Consider the following 19,975-nt stretch of genomic DNA (forward strand, 5'->3'; position numbering starts at 1 on the left):
TGGACTGCGTAGCAGTCCCATTTTTGGGGCCGCTTCGCGCCCCAACGGGAGCAAGCTCCCTCGCCACAGGTCGCAGGTTTTTCTGCTTTAGCGCTTAACTGACCGGCATTAGGGCAAGCCCGCTCCCACAGTTTTGGCGCATCAACCGGCTTTGAGCGCCGTCTGCCGTATCGAACACACCTCGTCCAAAAACTTCACCACTGTGCCCATGCACGCCTGGCGTTCTTCCACATGAGGCATGTGGCTGGAGTCTTCGAACAGCGCCCAGCGCACGTCCGGGATTTCATCCAGAAACGGCTTGACCACCAATGGCGTGGCTTCGTCATGACGACCGGAGATCACCAGGGTCGGCACCTTGATGGCCGACAGGCGGCCAATCACGTTCCAGTCCTTCAGGCTGCCGATCACATGAAACTCAGTCGGGCCGCTCATGGCGTGGTACACCGTCGGGTCGGCATCGACCTGGGCGAAAGTGCGCGCCACCTCTTCCGGCCACGGGTTGACCCGGCACACGTGCTGGTCGTAAAACACCCGCGAGGCGGCCTGGTATTCCGGGTCCTGGTAGGTGCCGGCGGCTTCATGTTTGAGCAAGGTTTCATGCACGCCTGCGGGCAACAGCTGGCGCAGCCGATTGGCCTCGCTGACCCAGGTGCGCATGCACGTCGGTGAGTTGGCCGGGATAAAGGCACGCAGGCCCTTGGGCTGCAAGATCGCATGTTCGCTGCCGAGCATGCCGCCCCAGGACTGCCCGAGGATCGCGTAGTTGTCGCTGATTTGCAGGTGGTTGAGCAGGTTGTTCAACTCGTCGAGAAACAGGCCGACGGTCCAGAACGAAGCGGGTTTTTCCGGTAAGTGCGTTGAGCGACCATTGCCCAACTGGTCGTAGTGAATAACCGCATGGCCGCTGGCGGCCACATCCTTGAACGCGTCGACGTAATCGTGGGTGCAGCCGGGGCCGCCATGGATGATCACCAGGGGTGTGCGGCCTGTAGTCAGCTCACCCGTGATGCGATACCACGTCTGATAGGCGCCGAAGGGGGCGTAGCCTTCGCGGACTTTCTCGATGAATTCCATTTCGTACCCTGCTCTGAAAAAAGGATCAGGGATACGATAATCTGCACGCGACGTTTAGGTAACTAGCAAAACAGCTAGGTTTTGCGTACGCATCAGTCGTCCAGCAAGCGATAGTGGGTGGCTCGCACTACCGCCTGCACGCGGTTCTTGGCCCCCAGTTTGTGCATGGCCGACGCCAGGTGCAGGGTGACCACCGCCAGCGAACGGGTCAATTGCGTGGCTATCTCGGCGGCGGTCAAGCCTTCGGCTGCCCATTTCAGGCACTCGCGTTCGCGTTTGGTCAGATGGATATGCGGGTAGGTGCGCAACGCTTTGTTGAACAACGGATAAGCCGCTTCCTGCAACGCATGGCTGATCACGCTGAAGTCCGACAAGGTTTGCTGCGCATCCTTCAATACCGTGCTCGCCGTGCCGGTGCGCAAGCCGGTCAACGAGGCGAAGCCGCCGCGGGGCAGGTGGATCGGCACGCTGACGCCGCAGGTCAACTGCTGTTCGTGCAGGTAGGAACAAACGGGTGCATGGCAGGGGTCGATGATCTTTTGCAGTGCGGTCTCGGCTTTTGCCTCATACGACCAGACAAATGGCGACACGCTGCGCAAGGCCAGGTGTTGCACCGGGTCGATCTGATAGAACCCTTCGCTGCACCACAGGGCGTGCCAGTCGTCCGGCGTGTTGCGCAGTTGCAGCACCGAGGGCGTGATCAGCGCACCATTGAGGTCGATGGGCACCGGCGTGTAGTCGTACACCAGCGCATCGAAGCCCAGCTGTTGGGCGAGGATAAACGTATTGTCCATCTGCTCGTCCAGGCTCCTGCCCGGCATCAGACGATTATTGAACGCAGTTAGCTTGGCCAGCATCCGTTCTGCTCCCGAATTCATTTGAATCTCGACGTGCTGCAAGTAGAATGCCACGCCCCGGCGAAGGACTGCCAGGCCAAACCTATAAGAAGTACTAGGTTATGGACGCGCGGCATCCTCGGTAGTGTTGGCGTGATAAACGGCCACTACCTGCCAGGCCGATACAACACAAGGAATGTATGCATGTGGCGTGAAATTGCCCCCGACCAGCAGTACAACGTGCAAGTCGACGGCCATAACCTCGTGGTCTACAGCTTTGGTGAAGGCGATGAGGTGCTGCTGTGCCTCAACGGCGGCCCGGGCCTTCCGTGTGACTACTTGCGCGACGCCCATGGCTGGCTCAAAGAACATAACCTGCGAGTGGTTGCATTCGACCAGCTTGGCACGGGCGCATCAGCCAGACCGAACGACGCTTCCCTGTGGGAAATCCGCCGTTATGTCGACGAAGTGGAAACCGTGCGCCAAGCCCTCGGCCTGGGCCGTGTGCACCTGCTCGGGCATTCCTGGGGCGGTTGGCTGGGCATTGAATACGCCATCCATTACCCCGACAGGCTGAAAAGCCTGATCCTCGAAAACACAGTCGGCGATATTCCCCACCTGTCCCGGGAACTTGAGCGCCTGCGCGGCGCCCTCGGCAGCGAAACCGTGGCCATGATGCAGCGCCATGAAGCCATGGGCACCCTCGACCACCCGCAGTATCAAGCCGCCATCACCTTGCTCAACTATCGCCACGTGTGTCGCCTGGAGGAGTGGCCGGAACCGGTCAAGCGCTCCCTTGGCGACTGGAACATGGGGCCTTACGAAACCATGCAAGGGCCCAATGAATTCCTTTACATCGGCAATCTCAAGGACTGGAACCGCCTTGCTGAAATGGCCGATTTCACGATGCCGATCCTGATCACCACCGGCCAGCACGACGAGCTCACGCCGGCCTGTGCGATGCGCATGAAGATGGCGGCCCGGCACGCCGAACTGCATGTCTTTCCCAACAGCAGCCATATGCCGTTCTATGAAGAACCCCAGGCATATTTCCCGGTGCTGCTGGACTTTCTCGCCCGCCACCGAGGCTGACGGATGAACCTGGCGCGTTACCGCTTCGTACTGTCCCGGCCCCTGCAATTGTTGCCGGTGCTATTGGGCATCAGCCTGATCACCTTCGTGCTGGTGCGCTCGATCCCGGGCGATCCGGCGCGTGCGCTGCTGGGCTCGCGCAGCACGCCGGACGCGTTGCTGAAAATCCGCGCCCAGTACGGCCTCGATGAGCCTTTGTGGCTGCAATATTTCTACTTTCTGAAGAACCTGCTCAAGGGCGACCTCGGCCAATCGCTGTTGTACAAGGTCGACGCCCTCAAGCTGATCGCCACTCGTATCGAACCGACGTTGGTGCTGGTGCTCGGCAGCGTGTTGCTGGCGCTGTTGATCGCGGTACCGCTGGCGACACTGGCGGCGCGCAATAAAGGCGGCTGGACGGACAACCTGATCCGCGTGTTCACCACGGTCGGCCTGGGCATGCCGGCGTTCTGGCTGGGCCTGATGCTGATCCTGTTGCTGAGCGTTCAATGGGGCCTGTTCCCCGTGTCCGGTTACGGTCGCACTTGGCTGGACAAGGCTCATCATATGGTGCTGCCGTGTCTGACCATCGCGTTGGCGCTGTCGGCGGTGCTGGTGCGGAATTTGCGCGCCAGCATGTTGGTGGAGTTGCAGGCTGACCATGTCACCGCGGCACGGGCGCGGGGGCTTTCTGAAGCCGCCGTGTTCCGCCGCCATGTAATGCCCAATTCCCTGGTGCCGGCGGTCAACCTGCTGGCCGTGAACATCGGCTGGCTGATCAGCGGCACGGTGGTCATCGAAAGCCTGTTCGCCATTCCCGGCATCGGCCAGTTGCTGGTGCGCGGTATTTTTACCCGCGATTACATGGTGGTACAGGGCGTGGCGATGGTACTGGCCTGCGCGACGGTGGTGGTCAATTTCATCGCTGACGTAGTGACGGTAGCCCTCGACCCACGGGTGAAGATGCAATGACCAGTCGCCCATTGATCGCTCCCTGGCGCCTGCGGCTGCGCCTGGGTTTTCGCAACGGTCGGCTGACTGCCGCGTGGGGCCTGTCGATACTGCTCGCGTGGTTGACCCTGGCGCTGTTCGCGCCGTGGATCGCGCCCTACGACCCGATTGCGCAGAACACCGATATGAGCCTGCTGGCGCCGGGTTTTGCGCACCCATTCGGCACGGACAACTATGGTCGCGACATTCTTTCACGGGTGATCTGGGGCGCGCGCATCGACCTGCAACTGGCGATTGTCGGGGTGATCTTTCCGTTCATGATCGGCACCTTCGTCGGCGCGGTTTCCGGCTATATCGGCGGGCGCTTCGACACGGTGTGCATGCGCGTGATCGATGTGGTCCTGGCGTTCCCGTTCCTTGTGCTGATGCTGGCGATCATGGCCATTCTCGGGCCTGGCCTGCAGAGCTTTTACATCGCCATGGCGCTGGTGGGTTGGGTGTCGTATGCACGGTTGATCCGCTCGCAGATCCTGGTGCTCAAGGAAAGCGACTTTGCCCTGGCCGCCAAAAGCCTCGGGTTTGGCCATGGGCGCATTCTGTTTCGGCATTTGCTGCCCAATGCGATGTTTGGCTCGATTGTGTTTGCCATGTCCGACGCGGTGCTGGTGCTGCTCAACGGTGCTGCCGTGAGCTACCTGGGGCTGGGCGTGCAACCACCGACCGCCGAATGGGGAACGATGGTCGCCGAGGGCCAGGCCTTTATCACCACCGCCTGGTGGATTTGCACTTTCCCAGGCGTGGCCATCGTGACCTTGGCCATGGGCTTCAGCCTGCTGGCCGATGGCGTGGCGCAGGTGTTGGGGGATCGTGCATGAGCCTTTTGCAAGTGCGCGACCTCAGCGTGATCGCCAATAACGCCGGGCGCGAGTTGAGCCTGGTCGACCGCGTGTCCTTTGACCTGGCCGAAGGCGAGATCCTGGGTCTGGTCGGTGAAAGCGGTTCAGGCAAGACCCTGGCGTGTCGCGGCCTGATGCGCCTGCTGCCATCGCCCAACCTGCGCGTGCAAGGCGGCGCGGTACAGCTGGCCGGCCAGGACTTGTTGCGCCTGGATGAAGCCGGTATGCGCGCCGTTCGTGGCGGGCAGTTGGGCATGATCTTCCAGAACCCCAGCAGTCACCTGGACCCGTTGATGCGTATCGGCGAGCAGATCGCCGAGGGCATCCGTCTGCATCAAGGCGCCTCGAAAAAAGAGGCGCGCATGCAGGCCATCGAGGTGCTGCGCCAAGTGGGCATTCCCGACCCGCAAGCCCGTGTCGACAACTATCCCCATGAATTTTCCGGCGGCATGCGCCAGCGCGCGATGATTGCGGTGGCCCTGGGCTGCAACCCGAAGGTGCTGATCGCCGACGAACCCACCACCGCCCTGGATGTGACGGTGCAGGCGCAAATCCTGCGGCTGTTGCTCGACCTTCGCGACAAGCGTGGCCTGTCGATCATCATGATCACCCATGACCTCGGCGTGGTGGCGCAAAGTTGCGATTCCATCGCGGTGATGTATGCCGGGCGCCTGTGTGAACACGGCAGTAAATACGAACTGCTCGCCCATCCGCGGCATCCGTACACCGCCGGCCTGATCGATTGTCAGCCGGCTCATAGCAGCGGCCATGCGCTGCTGCGCACCATCCCCGGCCAGCCACCGCTGCTCGACGCGTTGCCCGGCGGTTGCCGCTTCAACCCCCGCTGCCCGCAGGTCGGCGCCCTGTGTACCGAGCGGTTGCCGGAAGGCGCGCGGGTTGCGTGTCACTATCCCCTTGGAGGGCACCCATGAGCCTGTTGCAGATCAAGGACCTGGAGGTACGCTTTGCAGCGTCCGGCAGCGGCCTGTTCGGGTTGAACAGGCAGTGGGTGAGGGCGGTGAACGGCGTGTCGCTGAACCTTGCCGCCGGTGAAACCCTCGGCCTGGTGGGCGAGTCCGGCAGCGGTAAAAGCACGCTGGGCCGGGCGATTTTGCACCTCAACCCGATCAGCGCCGGGCAGGTGCTGTTTGACGGTGTCGACATGGCTCAGGGCAGCGCAATCGATATTGCGCGGTTGCGCCAGGAAACCGCGATGATTTTCCAGGACCCTTACGCCGCCTTGAACCCGCGTCACACCATCGGTGAAACCATTGCCGAAGTGCTGCGGGTGCAGCGCAAGGTCGCGCCGGAAAACATCCGCGCCCGTGTCGACGAGCTGCTGGCGCTGGTTGGCCTGCGGCCTGAATTAGCCGCGCGCAAGCCCGGCTCCCTCAGCGGCGGCCAGTGCCAGCGCGTGGGGATTGCCCGGGCGCTGGCGGTGGAGCCGCGCTTGATCATCGCCGACGAATGCGTGGCGGCGCTGGATGTGTCGATCCAGGGCCAGATCATCAATCTGCTGCTGGAATTGCAACAGCGTATGAACCTGGCGATCCTGTTTATCGCCCATGACCTGGCCATCGTGCGCCGCCTGTGCGACCGCGTGGCGGTGATGTACCTGGGCAAGATCGTCGAAGAAGGGCCGGTTGAAGCGGTGTTCACTGCACCGCGCCATCCCTATACGGCGGCGCTGATCGAGGCGATTCCGCAGATTGACCCGCATCATCCGTTGCCTGCGCAGCCGTTGCCCGGCGAGCCACCCAGCCCATTGAATTTGCCTACCGGTTGCGCGTTTCACCCGCGTTGCCGGTATGCCCAAGTCATGTGTTCCGCGGTATTGCCGCCCACCCATTCACTGCACGAGCATCGGTACAGTTGCGTGCTTGAACACCCTTTGACCCTTCCTGCCCATCATGAACAAGGAGTTATGACATGCAATCGAGTCCTTTGAAATTGCTCGCCGCCGCCACGCTGACCGCATGGTCCCTCACCGCCGGCCTGGCCCAGGCCGCCGGCGTCCTGACCATCGGCTGCCGTGAAGACAGCACGACGTTTGACCCGATCAAAAGCGCGCAGAACCGCGATACCTGGGTGTTCGCCAACGTCTACGACACCCTGGTGCGCGTGGACAACTTGGGCACCAAAATGGAACCGGGCCTGGCCGAAAGCTGGGAGATTTCCAAGGATGGCCTGACCTACACCTTCAAACTGCGCGAAGCGAAGTTCTCCGACGGCTCGCCGATCACCGCCGGCGATGCGGCGTTCAGCCTGTTGCGCATCCGCGATAACAAGGCTTCGCTGTGGAGTGACCCGTTCAGCCTGATCGACACCGCCAAGGCGGGCGATGCGAAGACGCTGGTGGTCACCCTGAAAACCCCGGCGGTGGCGTTTCTCTCGCAACTGGCGTCGCCAACGGTGTCGGTCCTGTCGGAAAAAGCCATGACGGCCATGGGCGAAGACGCCTACTCGGAAAACCCCGTGACCTCCGGCGCGTTCACCGTGGACGAGTGGCGCAAGGGCGACCGCGTGATCCTGAAGAAGAACCCGAACTTCTGGCAGGCCAAAAACGTCAGCCTGGACGGCGTGGAATGGGTGTCCGTCACCGATGACAACACCCGCATGCGCATGGTGCAGAACAATGAACTCGATACGGCGATCTTCGTACCCTTCTCTCGGGTTGAAGAGCTGAAGAAAGACAAGAATGTGGTGATCCACGCCGACCCTTCCACCCGTGAAGATCACCTGCTGATCAACCATGAGCACGGTCTGCTGGCCAAGCCGCAAGTGCGCCAGGCGCTGGACATGGCCATCGACAAACAATCGCTGGTAAAGACCGCCACTTACGGGCAGGGCACCGTGGCTTATTCCTACATCCCGAAAGGCTCGCTCTATCACTACGCCAATAACCTGCAACGCCCGTATGACCCGACTGCGGCCAAAAAGCTGTTGGCGGATGCAGGCGCTCAGGACCTGAAGCTCAACTACGTGGTCAACGCCGGCAATGAAGCGGACGAGCAGATTGCGGTGATCATCAAGGATCAACTGGCCAAGGTCGGCGTCACCGCCAACCTGCAAAAGGTCGACCCGACCCAGAGCTGGCAGATGCTGGTGGACGGTGAGTACGATATTTCGGTGATGTACTGGACCAACGACATCCTCGACCCGGACCAGAAAACCACCTTCGTGTTGGGCCACGACACCAATCAGAACTACATGACCCGCTACAAGAACGACGAGGTCAAGGCGCTGGTGGCGCAGGCACGCATCGAGGCCGACCCGGCCAAGCGTGAGCAGATGTATGTCGAGTTGCAGAAACTGGCGAAACAGGATGTGAACTGGATCGACCTGTATTACAGCCCGTACATCAATATCTCACGCAAGAATGTGAGCAATTTCCTGCAGAACCCGCTGGGCCGCTTCACCCTTGAGGAAGTGGTGAAAAACTAAGCCCTAAGGAACACCCTGCTAAAAAATGTGGGAGCGGGCTTGCTCTAATGCCAGTCAGTTAAGACAGAACCGATCCCTGTGGCGAGGGAGCTTGCTCCCGTTGGACTGCGTAGCAGTCCCATTTTTGGGGCCGCTTCGCGCCCCAACGGGAGCAAGCTCCCTCGCCACAGGTCGCAGGTTTTTCTGCTTTAGCGCTTAACTGACCGGCATTAGGGCTTGCCCGCGAAAGCGCAGTGCCAGTCAGCAGAGATATCGACTGGTCCACCGCCTTCGCGAGCAAGCCCGCTCCCACACTTTGGTGTGTGGTGTGTCAGGTTTACTGCGCGTCGAACGCCTGCCCATTGATGCCGGTACTGTCCGGCCCCATCAGGTACAGGTACACCGGCATGATTTCTTCCGGCGCCGGCCGTTCCATCGGGTTTTCTCCTGGGTACGCCTGGGCGCGCATACGGGTGCGTGTACCGCCCGGGTTGATGCTGTTGGCGCGCACGGCGGCCACATCTTCCAGCTCATCGGCCAGGGTTTGCATCAAGCCTTCGGTTGCAAATTTAGACACGCCATAGGCGCCCCAATAAGCACGGCCCTTGCGCCCAACGCTGCTGGATGTGAATACCACCGAGGCATCCTGGGACAGCTTGAGCAGTGGCAGCAAGGTGCTGGTCAGCATGAACATTGCGTTGACGTTGACGTGCATCACCCGCATGAAATTCTCGCCGGACAACTGTTCGACAGGTGTGCGCGGGCCGATGATCGAAGCGTTGTGCAGCAGACCGTCGAGGCGGCCGAAGGCCTTTTCGATCATCGCCGCCAGCTCATCGTATTGATGGGGCAGGGCGGTCTCCAGGTTGAGCGGGATCACCACCGGCTGCGGCTGGCCGGCCGCTTCGATCTCGTCATACACCTGAGCCAGGTTGGCTTCGGTCTTGCCCAGCAGCAGCACGGTGGCGCCGTGGGCCGCGTAGGTTTTCGCCGCAGCCGCGCCGATTCCGCTACCGGCACCGGTGACCAGGATGATTCGGCCCTTGAGCAGTTCTGGAGGTGCAGCGTAATCAAACATAAATAGCCTCGACAAAATTCAACATGTTCAGCACTGGGCTTGAGAGCCGGGGAGCACCCACATTTGGATCTTCATTAGCCCGTAAGGGCGATGACGCATCAGCAACTGCACAATGCGTTATCCAGTACCTTGCGCAGTTCCAACGGGTGGTCCACCACCACATCGGCGCCCCAATGGCGGGGGTTGTCGTCCGGGTGGATATAGCCGTAGGTGACCGCTGCGGTACGGGTGCCGGCATCGCGACCGGATTCGATATCACGCAAGTCATCACCAACGAACAACACGCTGGCCGGGTCCAGGTCGAGCATCCTGCAGGCCAGGATCATCGGTTCCGGGTCCGGCTTGCTGTTTGTCACGTGGTCGGGGCAGATCAGCACGGCCGAGCGTTCGGCCAGGCCCAGTCGCTGCATGATCGGCTCGGCAAAGCGCAGCGGTTTGTTGGTGACCACGCCCCAGATCAGCTTGGCTTTCTCGATGTCTTCCAGCAGTTCGGCCATCCCGTCGAACAGTGCGCTGTGAACCGCGCAGTCCTTGAGGTAGCGCTCGAGGAATTCCTGGCGCAGGTCTTCAAAGCCTGGCGACTCCGGGTCCATCGAGAAGGTCACGGCGACCATGGCGCGCGCGCCGCCGGAGATTTCATCGCGGATGTGCTGCGGGTTGACCGGTGGCAGGCCACGGTCGGCGCGCATCGCTTGGCAGATGGCGATAAAGTCCGGCGCGGTGTCCAGCAGCGTACCGTCCATATCGAAGAGAACCGCTCGCAACTTCACAGGCTTACTCCTCGCGCAGGGTCTGGATCATGTAGTTGACGTCAACGTCGCTGGCCAGCTTGTAGTGCTTGGTCAGTGGGTTGTAGGTCAGGCCGATGATGTCTTTGACGGTGAGGCCGGCTTGACGGCTCCAGGCACCCAGCTCGGACGGGCGGATAAATTTCTTGAAGTCATGGGTGCCGCGCGGCAACAGCTTCATGATGTATTCGGCGCCGATGATCGCGAAAAGGTAAGCCTTGGGGTTGCGGTTGATGGTCGAGAAGAACACCTGGCCGCCGGGCTTGACCATGCGGAAACAGGCGCGGATTACCGAGGACGGGTCCGGTACGTGTTCGAGCATTTCCAGGCAGGTGACCACGTCGAACTGCTCGGGCATTTCCTCGGCCAGGGCTTCGGCGGTGATCTGGCGGTATTCCACGCTCACGCCCGATTCCAGCTGGTGCAGTTGGGCCACGGCCAGCGGCGCCTCGCCCATGTCGATGCCCATTACGGTAGCGCCACGCTGGGCCATGGCTTCGCTGAGGATGCCGCCGCCGCAACCCACATCCAGCACCTTCTTGCCGGCCAGGTTGACGCGTTCGTCAATCCAGTTGACCCGCAGCGGGTTGATGTCGTGCAGGGGCTTGAACTCGCTTTCACGGTCCCACCAGCGGTGAGCCAGGGCTTCGAATTTGGCGATTTCGGCGTGGTCGACGTTGCTCATGGTGAATCCTCTGAATCTGATAAGTCGGTTTGTCGCGGCTGAACTCACGGGTTCAGCCGCGGCGTTATTCGCTGTGCCCGCTGATACGTTGGCCCCAGGCAATGGCCGTGGCGGTCAACTGTTGTTCATCCATGCGGGTCAATTGCCGGTCGTCAAGCAGTTGCTTGCCGGCGACCCAAAGGTGTTTCACGCAGTCGCGTCCGGTGGCATAGATAAGCTGTGAGACCGGATCGTAGATTGGTTGTTGCGCCAGGCCGGAAAGATCAAACGCCACGATATCCGCGGCTTTACCCACTTCCAGCGAGCCGATCTGATGTTCCAGGCCCATGGCCCTGGCCCCGTTGAGGGTCGCCATGCGCAGCGCGCGGTGGGCATCCAGTGCGGTCGCCGAACCGGCGACCGCCTTGGCCAGCATCGCCGCCGTGCGGGTTTCGCCCAGCAAGTCCAGGTCATTGTTGCTGGCGGCGCCGTCGGTGCCGATGGCCACATTGACCCCAGCCTGCCACAAGCGCTCCACCGGGCAAAAGCCGCTGGCCAGTTTCAGGTTCGATTCCGGGCAATGGATGACGCTGGTGTTGCTTTCTACCAGCAAAGCCAGGTCGTCCTCGCTGATTTGGGTCATATGAACGGCCTGGAAGCGCGGGCCCAGCAAGCCAAGCCGACTCAGGCGGGCCACCGGCCGTTCGCCGGTCTGTTCGACGGCTTGCTGCACTTCGAAGGCGGTTTCGTGCACGTGCATATGAATCGTGGCATCCAGCTCTTCGGCGATGATCCGGATCTTTTCCAGGTTGTCATCGTTGACGGTATAAGGCGCATGGGGGCCGAAAGCGATCTTGATGCGTGGATGATGCTTGAGGTCGCCAAACAGCTCGATGCCCTGGCGAATCGCCTCATCGGCGTTGCTGGCGCCTGGAATCGGGAAGTCGAGGATCGGAATGGCGATCTGCGCGCGCATGCCGCTGTTGTGCACGCAATCGCTGGCGACCTTGGGATAGAAATACATGTCGGAAAAGCACGTGATGCCGCCCTTGAGCTGCTCGGCGATGGCCAGCTGGGTGCCATCGCGCACGAAGGCTTCATCGACCCACTTGGCCTCGGCGGGCCAGATGTGTTTTTCCAGCCAGGTCATCAGCGGCAGGTCATCGGCCAGGCCGCGAAACAGGCTCATCGCCGCATGCCCGTGGGCGTTGATCAGGCCCGGGCTGAGCAGCATGCCCGGCAGCTCGCGCACTTCGGTGGCCTTGAGCTTCATCGCCGCCGCCCGCGGCCCGATAAATACGATGCAGCCGTCGCGGATACCCAGGCCGTGCTCCTTGAGCACTACGCCAGCAGGTTCGACGGGTACCAGCCAGGTTGGCAGGAGCAATAAGTCGAGCGGGGCGGCAGTGGGCGTCATCGCAGGCTTCTTCCTGGGCAGCTATAAAAGAAGGGCGAAGTATACCCGAGCGTCCTGGCTGGCGGATCGCTATAATCGGCGGCTTTTGTTCATGAGTACGGGGTAAGGGATGCGCGACCGACTGTTGGCTGCAGAGAAGGTGAAGGCCATCGAGTGGCGTGATGGCGTGCTGCACCTGCTCGATCAGCGTGCGCTGCCGGCTCGGGAAAGCTGGGTGGCCTGTTCGACCGTCGACCAGGTGGCCGCGGCCATTCGCGCAATGGTGGTACGCGGCGCATCGGCTATCGGCATCAGCGCGGCCTACGGCCTGGTGCTGGCTGCCCGCGAGCGCATTGCTGAAGGCGGCGACTGGCAAGCGGCGTGGGAAGAAGACTACGCATTGCTGGCCGAAACTCGCCCCACCGCATCGCATCTGTTCTGGGCGATGAAGTGCATGCGCGAGCGCCTCGACCGGCTCAAAAAACACGCCGACCCCTTGGCGGTACTGGAAGCCGAAGCCGTCGCCATCCATGCAAGCGACCGCGAAGCCAACCTGACCATGGCCCAGCTCGGTGTTGAGCTGATCCGCAAGCACCAGGGCAATGCCCAGGCGATCCTTACCCATGGAAATGCGGGTGCCTTGGCCAGCGGTGGAGTGGGCACGGCCCTGGGGGTGATCCGCGCCGCGTTCCTGGAAGGCATGGTGGAGCAGGTTTATGTCAACGAAACACGCCCGTGGCTGCAAGGTTCGCGCCTGACCGCCTGGGAGCTGGCCGGCGAAGGCATTGCGGTAACGGTCAATGCCGATTCGGCGGGGGCACATATCCTCAAGACCAAGGGCGTGACCTGGGTGATCGTCGGCGCGGACTGCATCGCGGCTAACGGCGACGTGATCAGCAAAATCGGCACCTACCAGTTGGCGGTGTGTGCGATGCACCATGGGGTGCGCTTTATGGTGGTAGCGCCGAGTTCCACCCTCGATCTGATGATGGCTACCGGCGATGACGTGGCACTGGAAGTGCGCGATCCCGCTGAGTTACTGGACGTTAATGGGCAGCGCCTGGAGGTCGCGGCCTTTAACCCGGTATTCGATGTAACGCCGGCTGATCTGATTGATGTGATCGTCACTGAAAAAGGCGTCGTAGAGCGTCCGGACACCGCCAAGCTGGCCAGGTTGATGTGCCGTAAGCGCCTGCATTGAGGCCTTTGGCGGCTGCCGGATTGCTTTCGCAGCCAGCCCAGCCCCCCATCTGGATTTGTGGGCACATTCAAATGTGGGGGCTGGCTTGCTCGCGAATGCTCCTGTAAGTCAACAAAACTCTCGGATCCGCCCTCGAAAAACAGCGCTACCCCACCTCTGAGCCCCTCTCGTCCCCTTCAAGCCTGTCATTCCTCAAATTACTATCCTCCATGCGCATCAGGGGGATAGGTGCGTGGCGGCGATTGTGATAACATCCGGCGGTTTCCAGGGCCGCCCCAAGGGGTTGCCCATAACGTGCAGATCCGTGTCATAACTCGTTGATTTGTCGTAAGTCGTTGTCAGGCACCGTGCCGGCAGCGGCGAGCTTCGTTCGTCCCATATGGATGTGACGAGGTTTCACCCGAAAAAGGAATCAGGCTTCTCATGGGCGAACTGGCCAAAGAAATCCTCCCGGTCAATATCGAAGACGAGCTGAAACAGTCCTACCTCGACTACGCGATGAGCGTAATTGTCGGTCGGGCACTGCCTGATGCGCGCGATGGCTTGAAGCCCGTGCACCGGCGTGTGCTGTTCGCGATGAGCGAGCTGGGTAACGACTGGAACAAGCCGTACAAGAAATCTGCCCGTGTTGTCGGTGACGTGATCGGTAAGTATCACCCTCACGGCGACACTGCGGTGTACGACACCATCGTTCGGATGGCCCAACCGTTTTCCCTGCGCTACCTGCTGGTAGACGGCCAGGGCAACTTCGGTTCGGTCGACGGCGACAACGCCGCGGCCATGCGATACACCGAAGTGCGCATGACCAAGCTGGCGCACGAGCTGCTGGCTGACCTGCATAAAGAAACCGTGGACTGGGTGCCGAACTACGACGGCACCGAAATGATCCCGGCCGTCATGCCCACCCGTATTCCCAACCTGCTGGTCAACGGTTCGAGCGGTATCGCCGTGGGCATGGCGACCAACATCCCGCCGCACAACCTCGGTGAAGTGATCGACGGTTGCCTGGCCCTTATCGACAACCCAGAGCTGACCGTCGATGAGCTGATGCAATACATTCCCGGCCCGGACTTCCCGACCGCCGCGATCATCAACGGTCGCGCCGGCATCATCGAAGCCTACCGCACCGGCCGCGGCCGCATTTACATGCGTGCCCGCTCGATGATCGAAGACATCGACAAGGTCGGTGGCCGCCAGCAGATCGTCATCACCGAACTCCCATACCAGTTGAACAAAGCGCGCCTGATCGAAAAGATCGCCGAGCTGGTTAAAGAGAAGAAGCTCGAAGGCATCACCGAACTGCGCGACGAGTCCGACAAAGACGGCATGCGCGTGGTAATCGAGCTGCGTCGTGGTGAAGTGCCTGAGGTGATCCTCAACAACCTCTACGCCCAAACCCAGCTGCAAAGCGTGTTCGGTATCAACGTCGTCGCGCTGATCGACGGTCGCCCGCGCATCCTGAACCTCAAGGATCTGCTGGAAGCCTTCGTGCGTCACCGTCGCGAAGTCGTCACCCGCCGTACCGTGTTCGAACTGCGCAAGGCCCGCGAGCGCGGCCACATCCTGGAAGGCCAGGCGGTTGCGCTGTCGAACATCGACCCGGTTATCGCCCTGATCAAGGCTTCGCCGACCCCGTCGGAAGCTAAAGAAGCGTTGATCAAGATGCCGTGGGAATCCAGCGCCGTAGTGGCGATGGTTGAGCGCGCCGGTGCCGACTCATGCCGCCCCGAGACCCTCGACCCGCAATACGGCCTGCGTGACGGCAAGTATTTCCTGTCGCCGGAACAGGCCCAGGCCATCCTGGAACTGCGCCTGCACCGCCTGACCGGTCTGGAGCACGAGAAGCTGCTGGCCGAGTACCAGGAGATCCTCAACCAGATCGGCGAGCTGATCCGCATCCTCAACAGCGCCGTGCGCCTGATGGAAGTGATCCGCGAAGAGCTTGAAGTGATCCGCGCCGAATACGGCGACGTGCGCCGTACCGAAATCCTCGATGCACGCCTCGACCTGACCCTGGGTGACATGATCCCGGAAGAAGAGCGCGTGGTGACCATCTCTCACGGTGGCTATGCCAAGACCCAGCCACTGGCTGCGTACCAGGCCCAGCGTCGTGGCGGTAAAGGTAAATCGGCTACCGGTGTGAAGGATGAGGACTACATCGCCCACCTGCTGGTCGCCAACAGCCACACCACGCTGCTGCTGTTCTCCAGCAAGGGCAAGGTCTACTGGCTCAAAACCTACGAAATCCCTGAAGCCTCCCGTGCCGCCCGTGGTCGCCCACTGGTCAACCTGCTGCCGCTGGACAGTGATGAATACATCACTACCATGTTGCCGGTCGACGAATACACCGAAGGTCACTTCATCTTCATGGCCACCGCCAAGGGCACCGTGAAGAAGACCCCGCTGGAATCCTTCAGCCGTCAACGCAGCGTGGGCCTGATCGCCCTGGAACTGGACGAAGGCGATGTGCTGATTTCGGCGGCCATTACCGACGGCGAGCGCGAAGTCATGCTCTTCTCCGACGGCGGCAAGGTCACGCGCTTCAAGGAATCCGACGTTCGCGCCATGGGCCGTACTGCCCGCGGTGTACGCGGCATGCGCCTGCCGGAAGGGCAGAAGCTGATCTCCATGTTGATCCCGGAAGAAGGCAGCCAGATCCTCACCGCTTCCGAGCGTGGCTACGGCAAGCGCACCGCCATCAGCGAGTTCCCGGAGTACAAGCGTGGCGGCCAGGGCGTAATCGCCATGGTCAGCAACGACCGCAACGGCCGTCTGGTCGGCGCAGTGCAGGTGCTCGACGGCGAGGAAATCATGCTGATTTCCGACCAGGGCACCTTGGTACGTACTCGCGTGGCGGAAGTATCGAGCCTGGGCCGCAACACCCAGGGCGTGACCCTGATCAAGCTGGCCAAGGACGAAAAACTGGTCGGCCTCGAGCGTGTGCAGGAGCCTTCGGAAGTTGAAGGTGAAGAGCTCGAAGGCGAGGAATTTGACGGCGAGGTGATCGCGACCGGCGATGACAGCGTCGACGAGCCAACCCTCGATGCCGCTGCAGACGAAGAAGAACCGCAGGAATAAGCGGACACACAGGGGGCGGATGAAGATTCGCCCCCTTGTTGTTTGTCCCCTTTGAAATATAACGCCGCCCCCTGTAGAAGCGAGCTTGCTCGCGAAAATCGCCAACGATAACGCGGGCTACCTGATGCGCCCTTGCGCTCTCGGGTTTTTCGCGAGCAAGCTCGCTCCTACAGTGTTTGATTTCAGTCCCACCAGATCAGAGAGATTGGATGTGAGCAAGAGAGCCTATAACTTCTGTGCCGGTCCCGCGGCGCTTCCTGAAGCAGTCCTGCAGCGCGCGCAGGCTGAACTCCTCGACTGGCATGGAAAAGGCCTCTCCGTGATGGAAATGAGCCATCGCAGCGATGAGTTCGTGTCCATTGCCACCAAGGCCGAGCAGGATCTGCGCGACTTGCTGGGCATCCCCTCCAACTACAAAGTGCTGTTCCTGCAAGGCGGCGCCAGCCAGCAGTTCGCCCAGATCCCGTTGAACCTGCTGCCCGAAGGCGGCACCGCCGACTATATCGACACCGGTATCTGGGGGCAGAAGGCCATTGAAGAGGCCTCCCGCTACGGTCATGTCAACGTGGCAGGCACCGCCAAGCCTTATGACTACTTCGCTATTCCCGGTCAGAACGAATGGACGCTGTCGAAGGACGCGGCCTACGTGCACTACGTCGCCAACGAAACCATCGGTGGCTTGCAATTTGACTGGGTGCCGCAAGTTGGCGATGTTCCGCTGGTATGCGACATGTCCTCGGACATCCTCTCGCGCCCCATCGATGTGTCCAAGTACGGCATGATCTACGCCGGCGCGCAGAAAAACATCGGCCCGAGCGGCATCCTGGTCAACATCGTCCGTGAAGACCTGCTGGGTCGCGCCCGTTCGGTGTGCCCGACCATGCTCAACTACAAGGTCGCGGCCGATAATGGCTCGATGTACAACACTCCGCCGGCGTTCGCCTGGTACCTGTCCGGGCTGGTGTTCGAATGGCTCAAGGAGCAGGGCGGTGTGGCCGCCATGGGCAAGCTTAACGAAGTGAAGAAACGCACCCTGTACGACTTCATCGACGCCAGCGGCCTGTACAGCAATCCGATCAACGTCAGTGACCGCTCGTGGATGAACGTGCCGTTCCGCCTGGCTGACGACCGCCTGGACAAGCCATTCCTGGCCGGCGCCGACGCGCGTGGCCTGTTGAACCTCAAAGGCCACCGTTCGGTCGGTGGCATGCGCGCCTCCATCTATAACGCTGTCGACATCCACGCGATCAACGCGCTGGTTGCCTACATGGCAGAGTTCGAAAAGGAACACGGCTAATGTCTGAGCAAGAACTCAAGGCCCTGCGCGTACGCATCGACAGCCTGGACGAGAAAGTCCTCGAGCTGATCAGTGAGCGTGCGCGCTGCGCCCAGGAAGTGGCACGGGTGAAAATGGCATCCCTGGCTGAAGGCGAAGTACCGGTGTTCTACCGGCCTGAGCGAGAGGCCCAGGTGCTCAAGCGTGTGATGGAGCGTAATAAAGGCCCGCTGGGCAACGAGGAGATGGCGCGGTTGTTCCGTGAAATCATGTCTTCATGCCTGGCGCTCGAGCAGCCACTGAAAGTGGCTTACCTCGGTCCGGAAGGCACCTTCACCCAGGCGGCGGCCATGAAACATTTTGGCCACGCCGTGATCAGCAAACCGATGGCGGCGATCGACGAAGTGTTCCGCGAAGTGGCGGCCGGTGCGGTGAATTTTGGCGTGGTGCCGGTGGAAAACTCTACCGAAGGCGCAGTCAACCACACGCTGGACAGCTTCCTGGAACACGACATGGTGATCTGCGGCGAGGTCGAGCTGCGTATCCACCACCACCTGTTGGTGGGCGAGAACACCAAGACGGACAGCATCAGCCGTATCTATTCTCATGCCCAGTCCCTGGCCCAGTGCCGCAAGTGGCTGGACGCGCATTATCCGAATGTCGAGCGCGTGGCGGTCTCCAGCAATGCCGAGGCGGCCAAGCGCGTCAAGGGCGAGTGGAATTCGGCGGCAATCGCCGGCGATATGGCGGCGGGCCTGTACGGGCTGATGCGCCTGGCCGAGAAAATCGAGGACCGTCCGGACAACTCCACGCGGTTCCTGATGATCGGTAGCCAGGAAGTGCCGCCCACTGGCGACGACAAGACGTCGATCATCGTCTCCATGAGCAACAAGCCTGGCGCGCTGCATGAACTGCTGGTGCCGTTCCACGACAACGGGATCGACCTGACGCGCATCGAGACACGTCCTTCGCGCAGCGGTAAATGGACCTACGTGTTCTTTATCGACTTTATCGGGCATCACCGCGACCCACTGGTTAAAAGTGTGCTGGAGAAAATCAGCCAGGAGGCCGTGGCACTCAAGGTGCTGGGCTCTTACCCGAAAGCGGTTTTGTGAGGCTTTAACATGACTGGCAACTTTCTCGCCCTGGCGCAGCCGGGCGTGCAACAACTGTCGCCCTACGTTCCGGGCAAGCCTGTGGACGAGTTGGCGCGTGAGTTGAATCTGGACCCGGCCAGGATCGTCAAGCTGGCGAGTAACGAGAACCCGCTGGGCCCAAGTCCCAAGGTGCTGGCGGCAATCCGTGAAGAGCTGGCTGAGTTGACGCGTTATCCCGATGGCAATGGCTTTGCGCTCAAGTCGCTGCTGGCGGAACAATGCCGGGTCGAGCTGAGCCAGGTAACCCTGGGCAACGGTTCCAACGACATCCTCGAGCTGGTCGGTCGCGCCTATTTGGCGCCGGGCCTCAATGCTGTGTTCAGTGAACATGCATTTGCGGTCTACCCGATTGTTACCCAGGCGGTAGGCGCCGATGCCCGCGTCATCCCGGCAAAAGACTGGGGCCATGACCTGCCGGCAATGCTGGCGGCCATCGACGCCCAGACTCGCGTGGTGTTCATCGCCAATCCGAACAACCCCACCGGCACCTGGTTCGACGCGCAGGCGCTGGACGACTTCCTGCAAGACGTGTCCGAGCATGTGCTGGTGGTACTGGACGAGGCTTACATCGAATACGCCGAAGGTAGCGAGCTGCCGGATGGCCTGGACTTCCTGGGGGCCTATCCGAACCTGCTGGTGTCGCGCACGTTCTCCAAGGCCTACGGCCTGGCTTCGCTGCGGGTCGGCTACGGTTTGTCCACGGCGGTAGTCGCCGATGTGCTGAACCGCGTACGCCAGCCGTTCAACGTCAACAGTCTGGCCCTGGCGGCGGCCTGTGCGGCGTTGAAGGACGCCGACTACCTGGAAGAAAGCCGTCGCCTCAACGAAAGCGGTATGCAGCAATTGCAGGACGGTTTTCGCGAGTTGGGCCTGGGCTGGATTGAATCCAAGGGCAACTTTATCTGTGTCGACCTCGGTCAGGTAGCCGCCCCGATCTTCCAGGGTTTGCTGCGCGAAGGCGTGATCGTGCGCCCGGTGGCCAATTACGGCATGCCGAATCATCTGCGTATTACCATCGGTTTGCCGGCTGAGAACAGCCGCTTCCTGGAGGCGTTGGCCAAGGTTCTGGCCCGTGGTTGATGTCAC

17 protein-coding genes are annotated in these 19,975 nt (G+C 61.3%); 11 read left to right on the forward strand and 6 right to left on the reverse strand.

Annotation, left to right across the window (positions count from 1 at the left end; genetic code table 11):
• Positions 1-141: 141 nt before the first annotated feature.
• Both Q1V60_RS18025 and Q1V60_RS18030 read right to left on the reverse strand, forming a co-directional pair.
• Positions 142-1,074, reverse strand: coding sequence for a proline iminopeptidase-family hydrolase (locus tag Q1V60_RS18025; protein ID WP_300633074.1), 933 nt, complete (start codon positions 1,072-1,074; stop codon positions 142-144).
• A 92-nt stretch (positions 1,075-1,166) separates the two neighbouring features.
• Positions 1,167-1,931 carry a LuxR family transcriptional regulator gene (locus Q1V60_RS18030; protein ID WP_300633076.1) on the reverse strand — a complete coding sequence of 255 codons (765 nt, stop codon included), beginning with the start codon at positions 1,929-1,931 and terminating at the stop codon, positions 1,167-1,169.
• A gap of 183 nt (positions 1,932-2,114) precedes the next feature.
• Here Q1V60_RS18030 and Q1V60_RS18035 point away from each other — a divergent pair, with 183 nt between their 5' ends.
• Genes Q1V60_RS18035 through Q1V60_RS18060 form a run of 6 tightly spaced genes read left to right on the forward strand, consistent with a single transcriptional unit; the run spans position 2,115 to position 8,272 of the window.
• Positions 2,115-3,002: a proline iminopeptidase-family hydrolase gene (locus Q1V60_RS18035; protein WP_300633077.1), complete on the forward strand. Its 888-nt coding sequence runs from the start codon at positions 2,115-2,117 to the stop codon at positions 3,000-3,002.
• A gap of 3 nt (positions 3,003-3,005) precedes the next feature.
• Positions 3,006-3,953, forward strand: coding sequence for an ABC transporter permease (locus tag Q1V60_RS18040; RefSeq protein ID WP_300633078.1), 948 nt, complete (start codon positions 3,006-3,008; stop codon positions 3,951-3,953).
• Complete coding sequence (locus Q1V60_RS18045; protein WP_300633080.1) at positions 3,950-4,807, forward strand: ABC transporter permease; 858 nt, start codon at positions 3,950-3,952, stop codon at positions 4,805-4,807. The genes Q1V60_RS18040 and Q1V60_RS18045 overlap by 4 nt, the downstream gene beginning before the upstream one ends.
• Positions 4,804-5,760, forward strand: coding sequence for an ABC transporter ATP-binding protein (locus tag Q1V60_RS18050; RefSeq protein WP_300633082.1), 957 nt, complete (start codon positions 4,804-4,806; stop codon positions 5,758-5,760). The genes Q1V60_RS18045 and Q1V60_RS18050 overlap by 4 nt, the downstream gene beginning before the upstream one ends.
• Positions 5,757-6,776, forward strand: coding sequence for an ABC transporter ATP-binding protein (locus Q1V60_RS18055; RefSeq protein WP_300633084.1), 1,020 nt, complete (start codon positions 5,757-5,759; stop codon positions 6,774-6,776). Before Q1V60_RS18050 ends, Q1V60_RS18055 begins: the two co-directional genes overlap by 4 nt.
• Positions 6,758-8,272: an ABC transporter substrate-binding protein gene (locus Q1V60_RS18060; RefSeq protein ID WP_300633085.1), complete on the forward strand. Its 1,515-nt coding sequence runs from the start codon at positions 6,758-6,760 to the stop codon at positions 8,270-8,272. Before Q1V60_RS18055 ends, Q1V60_RS18060 begins: the two co-directional genes overlap by 19 nt.
• Positions 8,273-8,588: 316 nt before the next feature.
• Here the strand turns inward: Q1V60_RS18060 and Q1V60_RS18065 are convergent, their stop codons facing one another.
• The 4 genes from Q1V60_RS18065 to Q1V60_RS18080 form a co-directional block, all read right to left on the reverse strand.
• Complete coding sequence (locus tag Q1V60_RS18065) at positions 8,589-9,329, reverse strand: YciK family oxidoreductase (protein WP_300633087.1); 741 nt, start codon at positions 9,327-9,329, stop codon at positions 8,589-8,591.
• 98 nt (positions 9,330-9,427) lie between these two features.
• Positions 9,428-10,099 (reverse strand): N-acetylmuramic acid 6-phosphate phosphatase MupP, encoded by a 672-nt coding sequence (gene mupP, locus Q1V60_RS18070; protein ID WP_300633089.1) that lies wholly within the window; start codon positions 10,097-10,099, stop codon positions 9,428-9,430.
• Between the two features lie 4 nt (positions 10,100-10,103).
• Positions 10,104-10,802 (reverse strand): bifunctional 2-polyprenyl-6-hydroxyphenol methylase/3-demethylubiquinol 3-O-methyltransferase UbiG, encoded by a 699-nt coding sequence (gene ubiG / locus Q1V60_RS18075; protein WP_003172645.1) that lies wholly within the window; start codon positions 10,800-10,802, stop codon positions 10,104-10,106.
• 64 nt (positions 10,803-10,866) lie between these two features.
• Positions 10,867-12,198: a TRZ/ATZ family hydrolase gene (locus Q1V60_RS18080; protein ID WP_300633092.1), complete on the reverse strand. Its 1,332-nt coding sequence runs from the start codon at positions 12,196-12,198 to the stop codon at positions 10,867-10,869.
• A gap of 109 nt (positions 12,199-12,307) precedes the next feature.
• On the opposite strand from Q1V60_RS18080, the gene mtnA reads away from it, so the two are divergent.
• The 5 genes from mtnA (at position 12,308) to hisC (ending at position 19,969) form a co-directional block, all read left to right on the forward strand.
• Positions 12,308-13,378, forward strand: coding sequence for an S-methyl-5-thioribose-1-phosphate isomerase (mtnA, locus tag Q1V60_RS18085; protein ID WP_300633094.1), 1,071 nt, complete (start codon positions 12,308-12,310; stop codon positions 13,376-13,378).
• A 423-nt stretch (positions 13,379-13,801) separates the two neighbouring features.
• Positions 13,802-16,456 (forward strand): DNA gyrase subunit A, encoded by a 2,655-nt coding sequence (gene gyrA / locus Q1V60_RS18090; protein ID WP_300633096.1) that lies wholly within the window; start codon positions 13,802-13,804, stop codon positions 16,454-16,456.
• A 211-nt stretch (positions 16,457-16,667) separates the two neighbouring features.
• The gene (serC, locus tag Q1V60_RS18100) at positions 16,668-17,753 is read left to right on the forward strand and encodes a 3-phosphoserine/phosphohydroxythreonine transaminase (RefSeq protein ID WP_300633114.1); all 1,086 of its coding nucleotides are present in this window, start codon (positions 16,668-16,670) and stop codon (positions 17,751-17,753) included.
• Positions 17,753-18,847: a prephenate dehydratase gene (gene pheA / locus Q1V60_RS18105; RefSeq protein WP_300633098.1), complete on the forward strand. Its 1,095-nt coding sequence runs from the start codon at positions 17,753-17,755 to the stop codon at positions 18,845-18,847. The genes serC and pheA overlap by 1 nt, the downstream gene beginning before the upstream one ends.
• Before the next feature lie 9 nt (positions 18,848-18,856).
• Positions 18,857-19,969, forward strand: a complete 1,113-nt coding sequence (gene hisC, locus Q1V60_RS18110; RefSeq protein WP_300633100.1) for a histidinol-phosphate transaminase — start codon at positions 18,857-18,859, stop codon at positions 19,967-19,969.
• Positions 19,970-19,975 lie beyond the last annotated feature (6 nt).

Origin of the sequence: Pseudomonas sp., assembly GCF_030147005.1 — a bacterium.
Lineage (GTDB): Bacteria > Pseudomonadota > Gammaproteobacteria > Pseudomonadales > Pseudomonadaceae > Aquipseudomonas.

Bases quoted from the DNA above. Each gene is read 5' to 3' on its own strand.
- Q1V60_RS18030 (WP_300633076.1), bottom strand. From the start codon at position 1,931: ATGCTGGCCAAGCTAACTGCGTTCAATAATCGTCTGATGCCGGGCAGG.
- gyrA (WP_300633096.1), top strand. From the start codon at position 13,802: ATGGGCGAACTGGCCAAAGAAATCCTCCCGGTCAATATCGAAGACGAG.
- Q1V60_RS18065 (WP_300633087.1), bottom strand. From the start codon at position 9,329: ATGTTTGATTACGCTGCACCTCCAGAACTGCTCAAGGGCCGAATCATC.
- Q1V60_RS18050 (WP_300633082.1), top strand. From the start codon at position 4,804: ATGAGCCTTTTGCAAGTGCGCGACCTCAGCGTGATCGCCAATAACGCC.
- Q1V60_RS18035 (WP_300633077.1), top strand. From the start codon at position 2,115: ATGTGGCGTGAAATTGCCCCCGACCAGCAGTACAACGTGCAAGTCGAC.
- Q1V60_RS18025 (WP_300633074.1), bottom strand. From the start codon at position 1,074: ATGGAATTCATCGAGAAAGTCCGCGAAGGCTACGCCCCCTTCGGCGCC.
- Q1V60_RS18080 (WP_300633092.1), bottom strand. From the start codon at position 12,198: ATGACGCCCACTGCCGCCCCGCTCGACTTATTGCTCCTGCCAACCTGG.
- Q1V60_RS18060 (WP_300633085.1), top strand. From the start codon at position 6,758: ATGCAATCGAGTCCTTTGAAATTGCTCGCCGCCGCCACGCTGACCGCA.
- pheA (WP_300633098.1), top strand. From the start codon at position 17,753: ATGTCTGAGCAAGAACTCAAGGCCCTGCGCGTACGCATCGACAGCCTG.
- Q1V60_RS18040 (WP_300633078.1), top strand. From the start codon at position 3,006: ATGAACCTGGCGCGTTACCGCTTCGTACTGTCCCGGCCCCTGCAATTG.
- hisC (WP_300633100.1), top strand. From the start codon at position 18,857: ATGACTGGCAACTTTCTCGCCCTGGCGCAGCCGGGCGTGCAACAACTG.
- mtnA (WP_300633094.1), top strand. From the start codon at position 12,308: ATGCGCGACCGACTGTTGGCTGCAGAGAAGGTGAAGGCCATCGAGTGG.
- ubiG (WP_003172645.1), bottom strand. From the start codon at position 10,802: ATGAGCAACGTCGACCACGCCGAAATCGCCAAATTCGAAGCCCTGGCT.
- Q1V60_RS18055 (WP_300633084.1), top strand. From the start codon at position 5,757: ATGAGCCTGTTGCAGATCAAGGACCTGGAGGTACGCTTTGCAGCGTCC.
- Q1V60_RS18045 (WP_300633080.1), top strand. From the start codon at position 3,950: ATGACCAGTCGCCCATTGATCGCTCCCTGGCGCCTGCGGCTGCGCCTG.